The following is a 13,300-nucleotide window of genomic DNA, read 5'->3' as shown; positions in this document are numbered from 1 at the left end:
GCTGCTGGCCTACAACTGCTCCCCCTCCTTCAACTGGAGACACCACCTGAGTGACGAGCAGATCGCCGCGTTCCAGGACCGGATCGCCGCGCTGGGCTACAAGTTCCAGTTCATCACCCTGGCCGGGTGGCACCTGCTCAACTACCACACCTTCGACCTGGCGAGGTCCTACGACGCGGCGGGTATGGCGGCCTACAGCCATCTGCAGCAGACCGAGATCGCCTCGGAGCCGTTCGGGTACACCGCGACCAAGCATCAGGCCGAGGTGGGCGCCGGCTACTTCGACGAGGTGATGCAGGTCACGACCGGAGGCCGGGCCTCCACCCTCGCCCTGGTGGGATCAACCGAAGCCAAGCAATTCAACTGACCCGCACCGTCGTCCTCTCGACCCGGCGGTGCGGCGTATCCGGATGATGCTCAGCGGCTCTCACGTGCGCACGGCACGGCCAGGGGCCTAAGGAGCCTCCTCCTGACCCCGTAGGACCCTGGCGGCTACGCTCCGGCCCATGGCAGAACTGAGCGCGCAGGAAGAACGACTACTGCGCAGGGCCATCGAGGTATCGGCCCGGTCGGTGGCGAACGGGAACACGCCTTTCGGCGCCATCATGGCGGACCCGGCCGGCCGCATTCTCCTGGAGGCGGAGAACACCGGCGTCACGGGCAGGAACACGCTCAACCACGCCGAGACCAACCTCATGAACATGGCGGTGAGCACCCTCAACCCCCACCAGATCGCCACCGCCACCCTCTACACCAGCTGCGAACCCTGCGCCATGTGCAGCGGCGCCATGTACTGGGGCGGGCTCAACCGGATGGTCTATGCGATGAGCGAGCTCGATCTCCTGAAGATCACCGGAGAGGATCCCGGCACCGCCACCATGCGGGGGGTGGGTTGCCGGAACATCTTCCAGAGCGGCCAGCGCGACATCGAGGTGAGCGGCCCCCATCTGGTCGAGGAAGCCTCGGCGGTCCACATCGGGTACTACGACCAGTTCCGGCTGAGCGATCAGGAGAAGTCGCTCCTGCGGCGGGCCATCGAGGTGTCCACCAGGTCGGTCGCCAACGGGAACCTACCGTTCGGTGCGCTGCTGGCCGACCCGGACGGGAACGTCCTGCTGGAGGCGGAGAACAGCGACATCACCGGCAAGAGCCCGCTCAACCACGCCGAGACCAACCTGATGAGGCTGGCGATCGAGCAGCTCACGCCGGAGCAGATCGCCACCGCCACCCTCTACACCAGTTGCGAGCCCTGCGCCATGTGCAGCGGCTCCATGTACTGGGGCGGGCTCAACCGGATGGTCTACGGGATGAGCGAGGCCGATCTGCTGCAGTACACGGGCGGCCACCAACTCAACCCGACCATGACCGGAGTCGGCTGCCGGGCCGTCCTCCAGAGCGGCCACCGCGAGGTAGAGGTGAAGGGCCCCTTCCTCATCGACGAAGCCTCCGTGATCCACCGGACCTACTGGAGCGCCTGAACCGGGACTCGGGCGACCGACGTCCGCATTCGCGCATCCTCCTCCGCACTCGCCGCCGGCCCGACCGCCGGTCCGACCGGATAGGATCAGCCTGAGCTTTCCCGTCAGCCCGAAAGGAGAACGCCGTTGCGTAGAGTTCCTACCACAGCCGCCGCCGGCGCGGATCTGGTACCGATGTTCAAGGACCACATGGAGTTGTGCGGGGTGGGCCCCGGACAGACCGTGATGGCATTCACCAACACGCAGAGCAACCCCGCCTACATCACCGCCCTGATGGCGGCGGTGAAGGTGCTGGGCGGCGACTTCTTCCAGATCATGGTGGCCGCCGACGACTCCTGGATGAAGTCGCGCACCATCGTCGAGGCCTGGAAGGGGTGCGACCTGGTGGTGGGCTTCCTGGCCAGCATGGGATCCCACTGGATCTACTCCGATGCCCACAACGAGGCCCTGGAGTCCGGTGTCCGTTCCCTCATGATCGAGGAGCCCGAGGACCACCTGCGCCGCCTCTTCCCGCTCCCGGTCATCCGCGAGCGTGGCGAGGCCAGCGTGCGGTACATGGCGACGTCCGACGTAATGCGGGTCCAGTCGGAGGCGGGGACGGATCTCAGCGTCCGCTACACGGGCCGGCCGCTCGGGTGCCAGTACGGCTACACCGACGAGCCGGGACGCTGGGACCACTGGCCGTCGGGGCAGTGCGGCGTGGCGCCGCTGGAGGACTCGGCGGAGGGCACCCTGGTGGTGGACGCCGGCGACGCGCTGCTGCCGATGGGCAAGTACGTGGAGCAGCCGATCCGCATGGAGCTACGGGAGGGGAGCATCGTCTCCATCGACGGGGGCGCCGACGCCCGGCTTCTCAAGGACTTCTTCGAGCAGCCCAAGGACCAGCGGGTCTACGGCTTGTCCCACATCGGCTGGGGGTACGAGCACCGGGCCAACTGGAACGCCCTGGGCCTCCGCTTCTGGGAAGGCGGGGGCGTGATGGACACCGAGAGCTACTACGGCAACATGCTGATCGCGTTCGGGGCCAACTTCTTCCGCAAGCTGGGCGGTAACAACCGGGTCAACTTCCACTTCGACATCCCGACCCGCAACCACTCGATCTGGATCGGGGACACCCAGATCATCGATCGGGGCAGCTTCGTGGTGCCCGGGTTCGAGCTGGAATAGCCGGACGCCGCGGATGCGACTCAAGGACAAGGTAGCGGTAATCACCGGTTCCTCCCGTTCCATCGGGCGGGCCATCGCCCTCGGCTACGGGCGGGAAGGTGCCAAGGTGGTGGTCAACTACCGGAGCGACCAGGGAGCCGCCGACTCGGCGGTGGCCGAGATCGAGGCGATGGGCTCGGAGGCCATCGCGGTGCAGGCCGACACTTCATCGTCCTCGGACGTGGCGGCCCTGATGGCGGCGGCCGTGGACCGCTTCGGACGGATCGACATCCTGGTCAACAACGCCGCCATCCTGATCCGGACGCATTTCCTCGAGATCGAGGAGTCGGAGTGGGACCGGATCATGGAGGTAAACCTCAAGGGGTTCTTCCTGTGCTCCCAGACGGCGGCGCGGCAGATGGTCCGCCAGGGTGATGGTGGCGTCATCATCAACATGTCCTCGGCGGGCGACACCCTGGCCGGGAAGGACCTGGCCCACTACTGCGTGGCCAAGGGAGGTGTACGGATGCTCACCCGGCAGCTGGCCTTCGAGCTGGCGCCCCATGGGATCCGCGCCAACGCCATAGCCCCAGGGTTGATCGAGACGGACCTGAACCGGGCGGATCTGGCCGTTCGCGAGTTCCGCGAGTACCGGCTCTCCATGATCCCGCTGGGGATAATCGGGGTTCCCGAGGACATAGTGGGCGCGGCGGTCTTCCTGGCCTCCGAGGACTCCAGGATGGCCACCGGCTCCACGATCTACCTGGACGCCGGCCAGACCATCTTCTGACCGCCGGGGGACTACCGGCCCGGTCCCACTTGCCGGGTCGGAGTCCTCCTCCGCTGTCACGACGGCGGGGGAACAGCCTCACCCGTTTCTCCCACTGTCCCGTGTCTCTGGTTCGCCACGACCGTGACCTGTAGCCGTCGTGAGCCGTGCGGGCCCTGTGCCCGGACAAGGGGGTTGAACATGTCACGGATCCGTCGCATACTGTCCGGCAGTCACAAACACCGCCGGTTTCCTGCTTTTCGACGTCGAGGGAACCGGAACCGGGATCAATTCGGGAGCGGACCCGTCGGGGGATGGCGGAACGCGTTCGGACCGAAGGAGGTGGTGGCTGGGGGATGGGCCCGCCGGGTCGGGGCGTGTTCTCGCGTTTTTCGCGCTCTCGTTGTGTCGGGATGGGAGCCATTACCAGGGATGAAGGTCACCCGGGAGTAGAATCCGGGCAGTCACACGAAGGCCGTTTCCCGTGACCGTGGAGGCGCTGTTGGGGGTCCCCATTCTCGACACACCCGTGGAGGTACAGGGCGTTCCGCGCCCGGGTGGGGGACATATCACCGGACCCACCCGCGGATCGCACGGCCGGAAAACGACAGCCCCGCACGCCGCCGAATCGCTACGCAACAACCGAACCAACCCACGGAGGTAATCGATGTCAGACCTGATCGATGGTCTTTCAAATGGTCTAGAGAACGCAGGAGAGACCATTCTCTCGTTCCTGCCGCGGCTGATCGGAGCTCTGATAATCCTGGTCGTCGGCTGGCTGGTGGCCCGGCTGGTCCACAGGGTGTTCCAGCGCCTCTTCAAGGCGGTGGGCCTCGACGCCCTACTCGAACGGGCCGGTCTCTCCGACCGGTTGAATGCCGCCGGCTACACCGCTACCGACCTGGCAGCGCGAGCCATCTACTGGATCGCCCTGCTGGTGGTGTTCCTCCTCACGGCCGAGGCTCTCGATGTCGAGTACCTCAGCGACATCCTGACAGGACTGATCGGATACCTGCCCCTGGTGGTGGCGGCGATCGTCATCGTCATCGTGGCGGCCGCGCTGGGTGCCTTCCTAGCCGAGTTGTCCACGCCGTGGTCGCAGGAACGTCACATCCGGTGGCTCCCCGCCACGGCGCGGTGGGCGGTGATCGCCCTCGGGATATTCGTCGCCCTCAACACGCTGAACATCGGCGAGGAGATAGTCAACACCCTCTTCATAGCCGTGGTCGGGACCGTGGGCGCCATCCTGGTGATCGCCTTCGGCGTGGGAGGAATATCCGCGGCCAAGGAATGGTGGGCCAGGGTCCTGCCCGACCGCGACTGACCCCACCGGGGCCGTCCATGCTTAGCACGGTCGACCCTGCTTGCGGCGACGCATGCAGGCCGCCGTTGCCTGAGTGATGGTCGCCGTGCTGGCCGCCGCCGGGTCGGGGGGCACCCTGGACGAACATCAGGTGCTCGTCTTCCTGATGCAGCTGGCCCTGCTGGTGGGGGCCGCCCGCCTGCTGGGAGGGATCGCCAACAAGCTGAGGCAGCCTCCCGTCGTGGGCCAGATCCTGGCGGGAGTGCTGATCGGCCCGAGCGTCCTCGGCAAGCTCTACCCGGGCGTCTTCGATTGGCTCTTCTCCGACTCCACCGCCGGATCGGTGGTGTACGGGGTGGCCTGGCTGGCGGTGATCATGCTGCTGGTGGTCATCGGGTACGAGACCGACCTGGGGATCATCATGCGGTTCCGCCGGGCCGCCGTCAACGTCTCGGCGGGAGGCCTGCTCGTGCCGCTGGCCGTGGTGGGGGTAGTGGCCCTCCTGACGCCGTCCTCGTTCATAGGGGATTCCGGCAGGGGCCTGTACGCCGCCTTCATGGCGCTGGCCCTGTCGGTGGCGGCCCTGCCCGTGGTCGCCAAGATCCTGGCCGACCTGGGGATGCTGCGGCGCAACTTCGGCCAGGTGACCCTGGCGGTGAGCATGACCATGGACTCCGTGGGGTGGCTCATCCTCGCCGGGCTGGCCGGAATAGCCCGGGAAGGCTTCCAGGCCTCCGACCTGCTGGCCTCTCTCGGGGGTCTGGTCCTGTTCCTGGCGCTGGCGGCCACCGTCGGCAGGTGGGCGCTCGACCAGGCGATGCGCCTGGCGCTACGGCGCGGGCGGAACCTGCCGGCCGCCCTCACGGTCAGCCTGGTGGCGGCCATCGGGGGCGGCGCCGTCACCCAGGCGCTGGGCCTCGAGGCGATCCTGGGAGCGTTCATCGTGGGGATCATCCTGGCCACGCTGCGCTACCAGGTCAGCGCGGTGAGGCACGTCCTGGAGACGGTCACCGACTCGTTCTTCGCTCCCGTCTTCTTCGCGTTCAGCGGGCTGCGGGTCGACATCGGCCTGCTGGCCAGCCCCAGCGCCATCATCTGGACCGTGGTGCTCATCGTTATAGCGGTGGCCGCCAAGATATCCGGCGCCTACGTGGGCGCGCGCCGGTCGGGTCTCAGCTCCGGAGAGGGCCTGGCCCTCGGATCGGGCCTGTCGGCGCTCGGCGCGATGGGGATCGTGGTGGCGCTGGTGGGCCTGAGCCTCGGCGTCCTGAGCGACACCGGGTACACAGTGATCGTGGTGGCGGCCATCGTCACCTCGCTGGTCGCTCCGATCATGCTGAGGCTGGCGGTGCGCGGAATGGAAGCCGGGGAGGAGGAGCAGGCCCGGCTGGAGTCGGAGGCCATCCGATCGCAGGCACAGATCCTGGGATCGAGGCGGGTTCTCCTTCCCACCCGTGGAGGCGCCAACAGCGTGTACGCCGCCCACCAACTCAAGGTCCTGTTCCCGGACGCCGAAGTGACCGTGCTGACGGTCGCCGACCGGCCCACCGGCTGGCGGAAGCGGCTGCTGGGCGACGCGGCCGAGGAGGACGCAGGCCCCGGAGAAGTGATCAGGACGCTCGGGCCCGATCGGTGCCGGTTGATCCGCCGGCGGCGCGACCCGGCCGAAGCGATACTCCGTGAGGCCGTGCTCGGTTACGACATGGTGGTGCTGGGAGCCACGGAGACCACCGACGCCGGCCGGGTCTTCTCCTCGGTGATCGACAGGGTGCTCGCCCGGCTGGAGTTGCCCGCCCTCATCTTCCGCTATCCCGGTCCCGGCCCCCAAGGTGGGCTACCGGCTCCCGAGTCGCTCGCCGTGCGTACGGTGCTGCTGTCGGTGGAGTCGAACCGGGCCTCCCGAGCCGCCGAGGAGGTGGCATATTCCCTGGCCGCCCACAACGACGGGTCGGTTCTCGCGCTGCACCTGATCGCCGAGACCCGCGACGCGGCCTTCTACCTCGATCCGTCGAGCAGCAGCCAGGACCACGGGGCGGGCCTGGAATTGGTGGAGGAATCGGTGTCGTTCGGCGAGCGGCTGGGGGCGAGAGTGAACGCCGAGGTCAAACCGGTCAGCCGGCCAGCCGGGGCACTGGTCGAAGCCGCCAACACCGGGGGCCTGGACCTCCTGGTGATGGGCGCGACGAACCGGCCGCTCAGCAGGCGACCGTTCTTCGGATACGACATGTCCCACGTGATAAAGCACGTCGCCATCCCGATGGTGATGGTGGCCATCCCGGACATCGTGTCCCGGTACGGGTCCACGGACCGCCGCAGCGAGGCGGTCTGAGTCCGGCCTGAGACGTGGAGAGGGGCGGCCCCGACACCGCCCCCTCCTCGATACGATCGATCACGTCCGCCGGCCTCCAGGGTGGGTCGGCTCGGACGCAGGTCAGATCTCGATCCGGGGCCAGGGTCTTCCTCCCGTGACGTGTCCGGCCCAGGCCGAGACGATCCGGACGATCACCCGGGTGGCCCGGTGCATGTCGTCTGCGTCCACCCACTCGTCAGGGCCGTAGAAGTTCCCGGCCAGGGCGCCGAAACCGACCGCCGGCGCTCCCAGGCAACGGATCGGGAAGCGGATGTCCGAGGCCACGTGGGCCGGGTAGACGCGGGGAGCTGCCCCGGTCTCGGCGCGGACGGCCCGGGCGGTGAGGCCCACCAGCGGATGGCCGGCGGGGACCTCGGCCGGGTTGGATCGGACGCCGAACAAGTCGGTCGAGCGGGCGCCGGCCTCCATCGCGACGGTGGCCAGGCGTTCGTAGACCTCGGTGAAGGTGCCGCGGCGGAACCAGACGGCACCCTCCGCCACGCCATGTTCTGGCAGCACGGTCGGGCCCACGCCCGCCGAGAGGCGGTTCACGGAACACAGCAGGTCCTCCCGGTCCGCCCACCTGTCCACCGCGTCGAGAACTCCCCGCAGGCGCTCGAGAGCATTGACTCCCTCGCGGGGGTCCTCCGAGTTGGGGGTACGTATCTCCACCGGCGGCGGCCGTCGGCCCGCGGTCTCGATCCGGATGTTGAAGAACCCGCGGGTAGCGATCTTGAACTGGGCCATCCCGCGGCCGGTCTCGGCCGGGTGGCAGTAGACGGCCGCGTCCACTTCACCGACCCTCTCCATGGCGGGGAGGGTTCCCAGCCCGCCTCCCAGCTTCCCGTGGACCAGGCCGACCACCAGCCGCACCCCCTCCAGGTGCGGGACCAGCACCCGGGCCGCAGCCAGTACCGACACCACCCCGGCCTTGTCGTCTGCGGCACCCACGCCGTGGATCCGCCCGCCGATCTCGGTGGCCCGGTAAGGATCGGTGCCCCATCCGTCGCCGGGATCAGGCAACTCGGTGTCGATGTGGGCGAAAAGGAGGATTCCGGGCCCCTCGCCGCGGGACGCCACCACGCTCACCAGACCCTCCGGCTCCGCGAGATCCGGCTGGGGCGGGCACCACTCGGGATGGCTCTCCAGATCGCCTACCCGAGGGGCGAGCATCTCCACCTCCACCCCGAGCCGGTCGAGTTCCTCCGCGCACAGCTCATGAATGTCGGACGGCTCGCCGCGCACGCTCCGCCGCGCCACCAGCGAGCCGAGCAACTCCCGCTCGTAGCCGCGCAGCCGGTCGGCCGCGTCCAGTGCGGCCCTGGTGTCAACAGGCATGGAACCATCCTACGAAGTTGCGATCCCGGATCGGGAGACCCCGCGTTCCGCCTAGCCGGCTAGATGGTGCAACCCGGCATCGTGTAGCATGGCGCCTTCACGGGCCCATAGCTCAGGTTGGTTAGAGCGCATCCCTGATAAGGATGAGGTCCCTGGTTCAAGTCCAGGTGGGCCCACCGGTTTCTAACCGTTTCACACCGCTCCTTGCAGTCCTAAACTCCCATGACACTGGCGTTTTGGCCCTAATAGTATCTGCATCCTCTCGTTCGTGGAGTCGCTAGACTTTCCTACTAGTTTCTGGTAGTTTCACCGCACTGTGGGACACACAGTGGGATAGCAACAGGAGGGTTATGCCAAAACTGACAGCCGCGTTCGTACGCGGAGTGAGCAAACCGGGCAAGTACGGCGACCAGCACGGCCTAATCCTTCGGGTTCAGCCGTCAGGATCGAAACAGTGGATATGGCGAGGAACCGTCAACGGTCGCCGACGCGACCTCGGATTGGGAGGCTATCCGTATGTGAGCCTCGCGGAAGCACGCGCCGAAGCGTTCGACTACCGCAAGACGGCCAGAAAGGGCGGCGACCCGGTCGCTCTCCGATCCGGCGGGGTACCGACCTTCGCACGGGCGGCTGAGACCGTCACCGCTTTGCACGCGACGAAGTGGAAAAGCCCCGGAACCGAAGAGTCATGGCGTGCGACGCTCGGGACGTATGTGCTACCCGCCATAGGATCGAAGCCGGTTGACGCAGTCACATCCGCCGACGTGATGGCCTGCCTCACTCCGATCTGGACTACAAAAGAGGAGACCGCCAGGAAGACACGCCAACGGATCGGCGCGATCATGAAATGGGCGATCGCTCAGGGCTACAGACAGGACAACCCCGCTGGCGACGCTGTGCTTGCCGCTCTCCCAAAGCAGACCGTCCGTAGGAAGCACTTCCGAGCCCTTCCCCACGGCGACGTTTCGGCCGCTCTCGCCACGGTCCGGGCGTCCCACCTCAATCCGACGGTCCGCCTGGCGTTCGAGTTTCTCACACTCACAGCCGTCCGATCAGCGGAAGCGCTGGGTGCCCGCTGGTCAGAAGTCAACCACGAAAGCCGGACATGGGTCGTTCCCGCCGAACGCACGAAGCCCGGTCGCGACCACAGGGTTCCGCTCTCGGCCCCCGCTCTTGAAGTTCTGGCCGCGGCCCGCCGCTACTCAGACGGCAGCCCACTGGTGTTCCCCCGGGATACCGGTGGAGAGATCCCGCGCTGGATGCTCAGCAAGCTACCCGCAAGGGTCGGCATCGACGCCACCGTCCACGGCATGAGAAGCTCGTTCCGGGACTGGTGCGGCGAGACCGGTGTCGCCCGTGAAGTCGCGGAGGCATGCCTGTCACATCGGGTCGGCAACGCCGCCGAACAGGCTTACGCACGGAGTGACCTGTTGGAGCGCCGCCGCGAACTTATGGAAGCCTGGGCGGAGTACGTAGGGTAGCCGGATCGGGCAGCGATCACTACTGCTTCCGCAGCAGCTTCACATCCGGCTCTCCTGCCGGATCGCCGTGGCGGAGTTCCGCCGACATCCGGAGGATGGCCCTCCCCACTAGCTCCGACAATCATCCCTCACGCATCTGGCCGAGGCCGGAGCGTCCTCCTTAAGGCTTGGCCAAAAGCCGCCCCTGTGACCAATGAACCCCTATCCGTATCCACCCGGCCCCCCGCCCTAGAGTCGGCTAACCCGCCAGGCCACCAGGACCCCGGAACGGCGGCGGCCGGCCGGCCTGAGGGCGACCGTTACCGGTGGAATGTGCGTAGGTCTAGAGGTTACGCACGATCGCCTCGACACGGTCGGCTGCGGTGCTTGTGTCTTCGTGTTCCCAGATGCGTATCACTTTCCATCCCACCTTGGCCAGGGCTGTGTCGGTTGTGCGGTCGCGTTCTACGTTGGTGTCGAGTTTTCGGCGCCACCAGTGGGCGTTGGTTTTGGGTGAGGTTCCGTGTTCGGGGCATCGGTGCCAGAAGCAGCCGTCTACGAATACGGCTACCCGGGCTCGGGTGAATACGATGTCGGGGCGGGTCCGGCCGATCTCGGGGAGGCGCATGTTCACGCGGTATCGGAGTCCTCTGCGGTGGAGTTCGCGTCGGATGGCCATTTCGGGGGCTGTGTGGCGGTTTTTCACACGGCTCATCTGAGCCGATTTGGCGGCCGAGGGCGGTTTCGGCTGGGGCATGACCCTGACGGTACCCGCTCGTGTCGGTGCGCCGCGCTATGTTTATGGTTACTGGAAATGACGTGAATGTGATTCTAAGCAGAGGGGAGGGTGCCTGTGAGGCTTATTGATCTGTTCGCCGGTTGCGGTGGCCTCACCGAGGGGTTCCGCCGGACCGGGTTCGATCCGGTTCTGGCAGTGGAGTGGGACCGCTCCGCGGCATCTACCTACGCGGCCAACTTCGGTGACCATGTGATCTGCGACGACATTGCCACAGTTCCCGACGACGCTTTCCCCCGAGCAGATGCGGTCGTAGGCGGTCCTCCCTGTCAGGGATTCTCGAATCTCGGCACGCGCAACCCGGACGACCCCCGCAACCTCCTGTGGCGGGAGTACGCGAGGGTGGTCCGCCTCGCCCGGCCGGACGTGTTCGTGTTGGAGAACGTGCCACAGTTTCTCAAGTCCGATCAGTACCGACTATTGGTGGACTGGTCGCTGAACGGCCCTTTGAGTGGGTACCAACTCACAGCCGGGGTCTTGAACGCAGCGGATTACGGGGTCGCCCAGCGGAGGCGGCGAGCCATCGTAGTCGGGTCCCGACGCGGTAGGCCTTCTCTGCCGCCACCCTCCCACGGCAAAGACGACCCGTCCGCGCCGTGGACGACGGTACGCGACGCCCTGGACGGGATCCCCTTCGAGACCGGGCCCACCGCGCTGCCGACACAGCGTTTGGACTCCGGCATCGCCGGACCGTTCAAGGTAACCGAGTTGCACCTCTCCCGCAGACCGCGGGAACTCTCACTGAGACGATACGAACTCATACCGCCTGGAGGGGGACGATTCGACCTCCCGGATCGTCTGCTCCCCAACTGCTGGCGAAACAAACCGACAGGAACCGTCGATGTGATGGGACGGATGGAATGGGACAAACCGTCACTGACCATCCGCACCGAATTCTTCAAACCCGAAAAAGGCCGATACCTCCACCCGCAGTGGGACAACCAGGATCCCAACAGGTGCGTGAACCGTTCGATAAGCCACTGGGAAGCCGCTCGGCTCCAGTCCTTCCCCGACGATTTCGTCTGGTGCGGCAGCAAGATCGAGATCGCCAAACAAATCGGCAACGCCGTACCGCCGCTCCTGGCAGAAGCGATAGCACGCCACCTCACAGCCACCGTGCTGGCAGAGACGTGACTAACGCAGTACCCCAGGCAATCATCGACCTCCTCGGATGGCGCACCAGCGGCAAGCCCAACATTGCCGACGGAGCGAGCAACCCCAGCGTGGACATCGCCACGGCGGTCTTCGAACAGCTCGGGGTCACCCGATCGACCACAGCCCCGGGCCAGACAGCCGGAACCAACTTCGAGAAGGCAATAAGACAGATCCTGGCGGACCGTCTCCCGCAGCTAGACCCAGACCGCGAATGGGATGTAGGTAGTCGGGAGATCACCCACTTCGTGCAATACGCACACCTGGCCCGCATCAAAGAAATAGCCGAAAACGACCCCACCCTCAGATCATCACTAGGTACCGACTACCTCATCAAACCAGACATCACCATCGGCCTCGAAACCGGTGCCCGGCGACATCTCCACGCTGCGGTGTCGTGCAAATGGACCATCCGCTCAGACCGTGTCCAGAACATCCGCCACGAAGGCGTCGTACTGACCAGACACAGACGAGGCCGCCAACCCCACTTCGTCGCCGTCACAGCAGAACCACTCCCCTCACGGCTCGCCGCCATAGCCAGAGGAACCGGCGAACTCGACTGCGTCTACCACATAGCACTACAGCAACTCCGCACCGCATGCCACAACAACAGCAACGCAGCAGACACCCTCGACGAGCTAATCGAACAAGACCGGCTCCGGCCTCTCGGCGGCCTACCCCACATGATCGCCCGCTACTAGCGACCAGAACCAGGTCGAGAGCGCGTATCTCTTCTGAACAGTCCAAGTACGTTGAAACGGCTCGGCTCGTTGGAAACCACCGGCTCGGACCCCGAAGTCGACACTGCCGAGAGAGGCCGCGCCGTAGGCTCCGGTGATGGGACATCAACCGGGTCGACGCCAGCCCGAACCCCTGCGGTGTCACCGTTGGCGCAGCGGCCAAGAGCACAGTCGTACCCACATGTCTGGCCGATGGCCGGCGGATTCCTGTGGAGATGAAACCGTCGTCCGAGCGACTCAAGCGCGGCTTCGTTGCTGGGTGGGTAGTCACGCTGCCGGGGATAGGCTCTCGATCCAGGCGTAGAGTCCTGTTCCCGCCAGCCCACCGCCCGGGTGTGTTCACCGCCGAGGCGGATCAGTGAAGGGAACGACTCCTCCCGTTCCCGACGCCAGATCGTGGTCCTGCTCAACCGGGTGATCTCGAGGACTTCGGACAGTCTCACCACCCGCCCACCGTGGGGAGCTAGCACCGCCGACCGCCGATTCCTGACACCCGGCCGACTGTTGTCGGTCTCGTTCCGCATCGGCCCTTCCCTTCTCCTCTCATTACCGGCCGTCCTGTGCCGTGACCGCTGTGTGTGGCCTTTCATCCGATGGGACCGTCACCGGGGCGTGTCGTCATCCAACATACCCAACACGACCCCCAACCCGGTCGCGCATCCACCCCCAGGGGTCGCGCTCAACCGCGACCGGTCGCGCATCCGGTCGCGCATCCCTCCGACCTGGGCATTTGCTGGCAGCCCGATAGGCAAACGTCCTAGGCAGCGA

General features: G+C 66.4%; 11 protein-coding genes and 1 tRNA gene. 10 read left to right on the top strand and 2 right to left on the bottom strand.

What is annotated here, in order from left to right:
• The 6 genes from OXK16_05980 to OXK16_05955 form a co-directional block, all read left to right on the top strand.
• Window positions 1-367: isocitrate lyase (locus tag OXK16_05980; protein ID MDE0375497.1), on the top strand; the 367-nt coding region annotated here is incomplete at its 5' end.
• 139 nt (window positions 368-506) lie between these two features.
• The gene (locus OXK16_05975; GenBank protein ID MDE0375496.1) at window positions 507-1,478 is read left to right on the top strand and encodes a nucleoside deaminase; all 972 of its coding nucleotides are present in this window, start codon (window positions 507-509) and stop codon (window positions 1,476-1,478) included.
• 126 nt (window positions 1,479-1,604) lie between these two features.
• The gene (locus OXK16_05970; protein MDE0375495.1) at window positions 1,605-2,645 is read left to right on the top strand and encodes a hypothetical protein; all 1,041 of its coding nucleotides are present in this window, start codon (window positions 1,605-1,607) and stop codon (window positions 2,643-2,645) included.
• 13 nt (window positions 2,646-2,658) lie between these two features.
• Window positions 2,659-3,414: a glucose 1-dehydrogenase gene (locus OXK16_05965; GenBank protein ID MDE0375494.1), complete on the top strand. Its 756-nt coding sequence runs from the start codon at window positions 2,659-2,661 to the stop codon at window positions 3,412-3,414.
• Window positions 3,415-4,060: 646 nt separating this feature from the next.
• Complete coding sequence (locus OXK16_05960) at window positions 4,061-4,717, top strand: hypothetical protein (protein MDE0375493.1); 657 nt, start codon at window positions 4,061-4,063, stop codon at window positions 4,715-4,717.
• 76 nt (window positions 4,718-4,793) lie between these two features.
• Window positions 4,794-7,025, top strand: coding sequence for a cation:proton antiporter (locus OXK16_05955; GenBank protein MDE0375492.1), 2,232 nt, complete (start codon window positions 4,794-4,796; stop codon window positions 7,023-7,025).
• Between the two features lie 102 nt (window positions 7,026-7,127).
• On the opposite strand, the gene OXK16_05950 is transcribed toward OXK16_05955, so the two are convergent.
• On the bottom strand, window positions 7,128-8,384 hold the full coding sequence (locus OXK16_05950) for a M20/M25/M40 family metallo-hydrolase (GenBank protein MDE0375491.1): 1,257 nt from the start codon (window positions 8,382-8,384) through the stop codon (window positions 7,128-7,130).
• Window positions 8,385-8,485: 101 nt separating this feature from the next.
• On the opposite strand from OXK16_05950, the gene OXK16_05945 reads away from it, so the two are divergent.
• Together OXK16_05945 and OXK16_05940 are read left to right on the top strand one after the other, a co-directional pair.
• A tRNA-Ile gene (locus OXK16_05945) sits at window positions 8,486-8,560 on the top strand.
• 174 nt (window positions 8,561-8,734) lie between these two features.
• Window positions 8,735-9,865, top strand: a complete 1,131-nt coding sequence (locus OXK16_05940) for an integrase arm-type DNA-binding domain-containing protein (protein MDE0375490.1) — start codon at window positions 8,735-8,737, stop codon at window positions 9,863-9,865.
• 322 nt (window positions 9,866-10,187) lie between these two features.
• On the opposite strand, the gene OXK16_05935 is transcribed toward OXK16_05940, so the two are convergent.
• A complete protein-coding gene (locus OXK16_05935; GenBank protein ID MDE0375489.1) occupies window positions 10,188-10,601 on the bottom strand; it encodes a very short patch repair endonuclease in 414 nt (137 codons plus the stop codon).
• A 96-nt stretch (window positions 10,602-10,697) separates the two neighbouring features.
• On the opposite strand from OXK16_05935, the gene OXK16_05930 reads away from it, so the two are divergent.
• Both OXK16_05930 and OXK16_05925 read left to right on the top strand, forming a co-directional pair.
• A complete protein-coding gene (locus OXK16_05930; protein MDE0375488.1) occupies window positions 10,698-11,774 on the top strand; it encodes a DNA cytosine methyltransferase in 1,077 nt (358 codons plus the stop codon).
• A complete protein-coding gene (locus OXK16_05925; GenBank protein MDE0375487.1) occupies window positions 11,771-12,493 on the top strand; it encodes a restriction endonuclease in 723 nt (240 codons plus the stop codon). The genes OXK16_05930 and OXK16_05925 overlap by 4 nt, the downstream gene beginning before the upstream one ends.
• Window positions 12,494-13,300 lie beyond the last annotated feature (807 nt).

The sequence above is a fragment of the bacterium genome (assembly GCA_028821235.1).
GTDB lineage: Bacteria > Actinomycetota > Acidimicrobiia > Spongiisociales > Spongiisociaceae > Spongiisocius.
The sequence above is the reverse complement of the archived record's forward strand: the minus strand, read 5'-3'. Positions and strand labels throughout refer to the sequence as shown.

Bases quoted from the DNA above. Each gene is read 5' to 3' on its own strand.
- OXK16_05975 (MDE0375496.1), top strand. From the start codon at position 507: ATGGCAGAACTGAGCGCGCAGGAAGAACGACTACTGCGCAGGGCCATC.
- OXK16_05965 (MDE0375494.1), top strand. From the start codon at position 2,659: ATGCGACTCAAGGACAAGGTAGCGGTAATCACCGGTTCCTCCCGTTCC.
- OXK16_05960 (MDE0375493.1), top strand. From the start codon at position 4,061: ATGTCAGACCTGATCGATGGTCTTTCAAATGGTCTAGAGAACGCAGGA.
- OXK16_05955 (MDE0375492.1), top strand. From the start codon at position 4,794: ATGGTCGCCGTGCTGGCCGCCGCCGGGTCGGGGGGCACCCTGGACGAA.
- OXK16_05950 (MDE0375491.1), bottom strand. From the start codon at position 8,384: ATGCCTGTTGACACCAGGGCCGCACTGGACGCGGCCGACCGGCTGCGC.
- OXK16_05940 (MDE0375490.1), top strand. From the start codon at position 8,735: ATGCCAAAACTGACAGCCGCGTTCGTACGCGGAGTGAGCAAACCGGGC.
- OXK16_05935 (MDE0375489.1), bottom strand. From the start codon at position 10,601: ATGCCCCAGCCGAAACCGCCCTCGGCCGCCAAATCGGCTCAGATGAGC.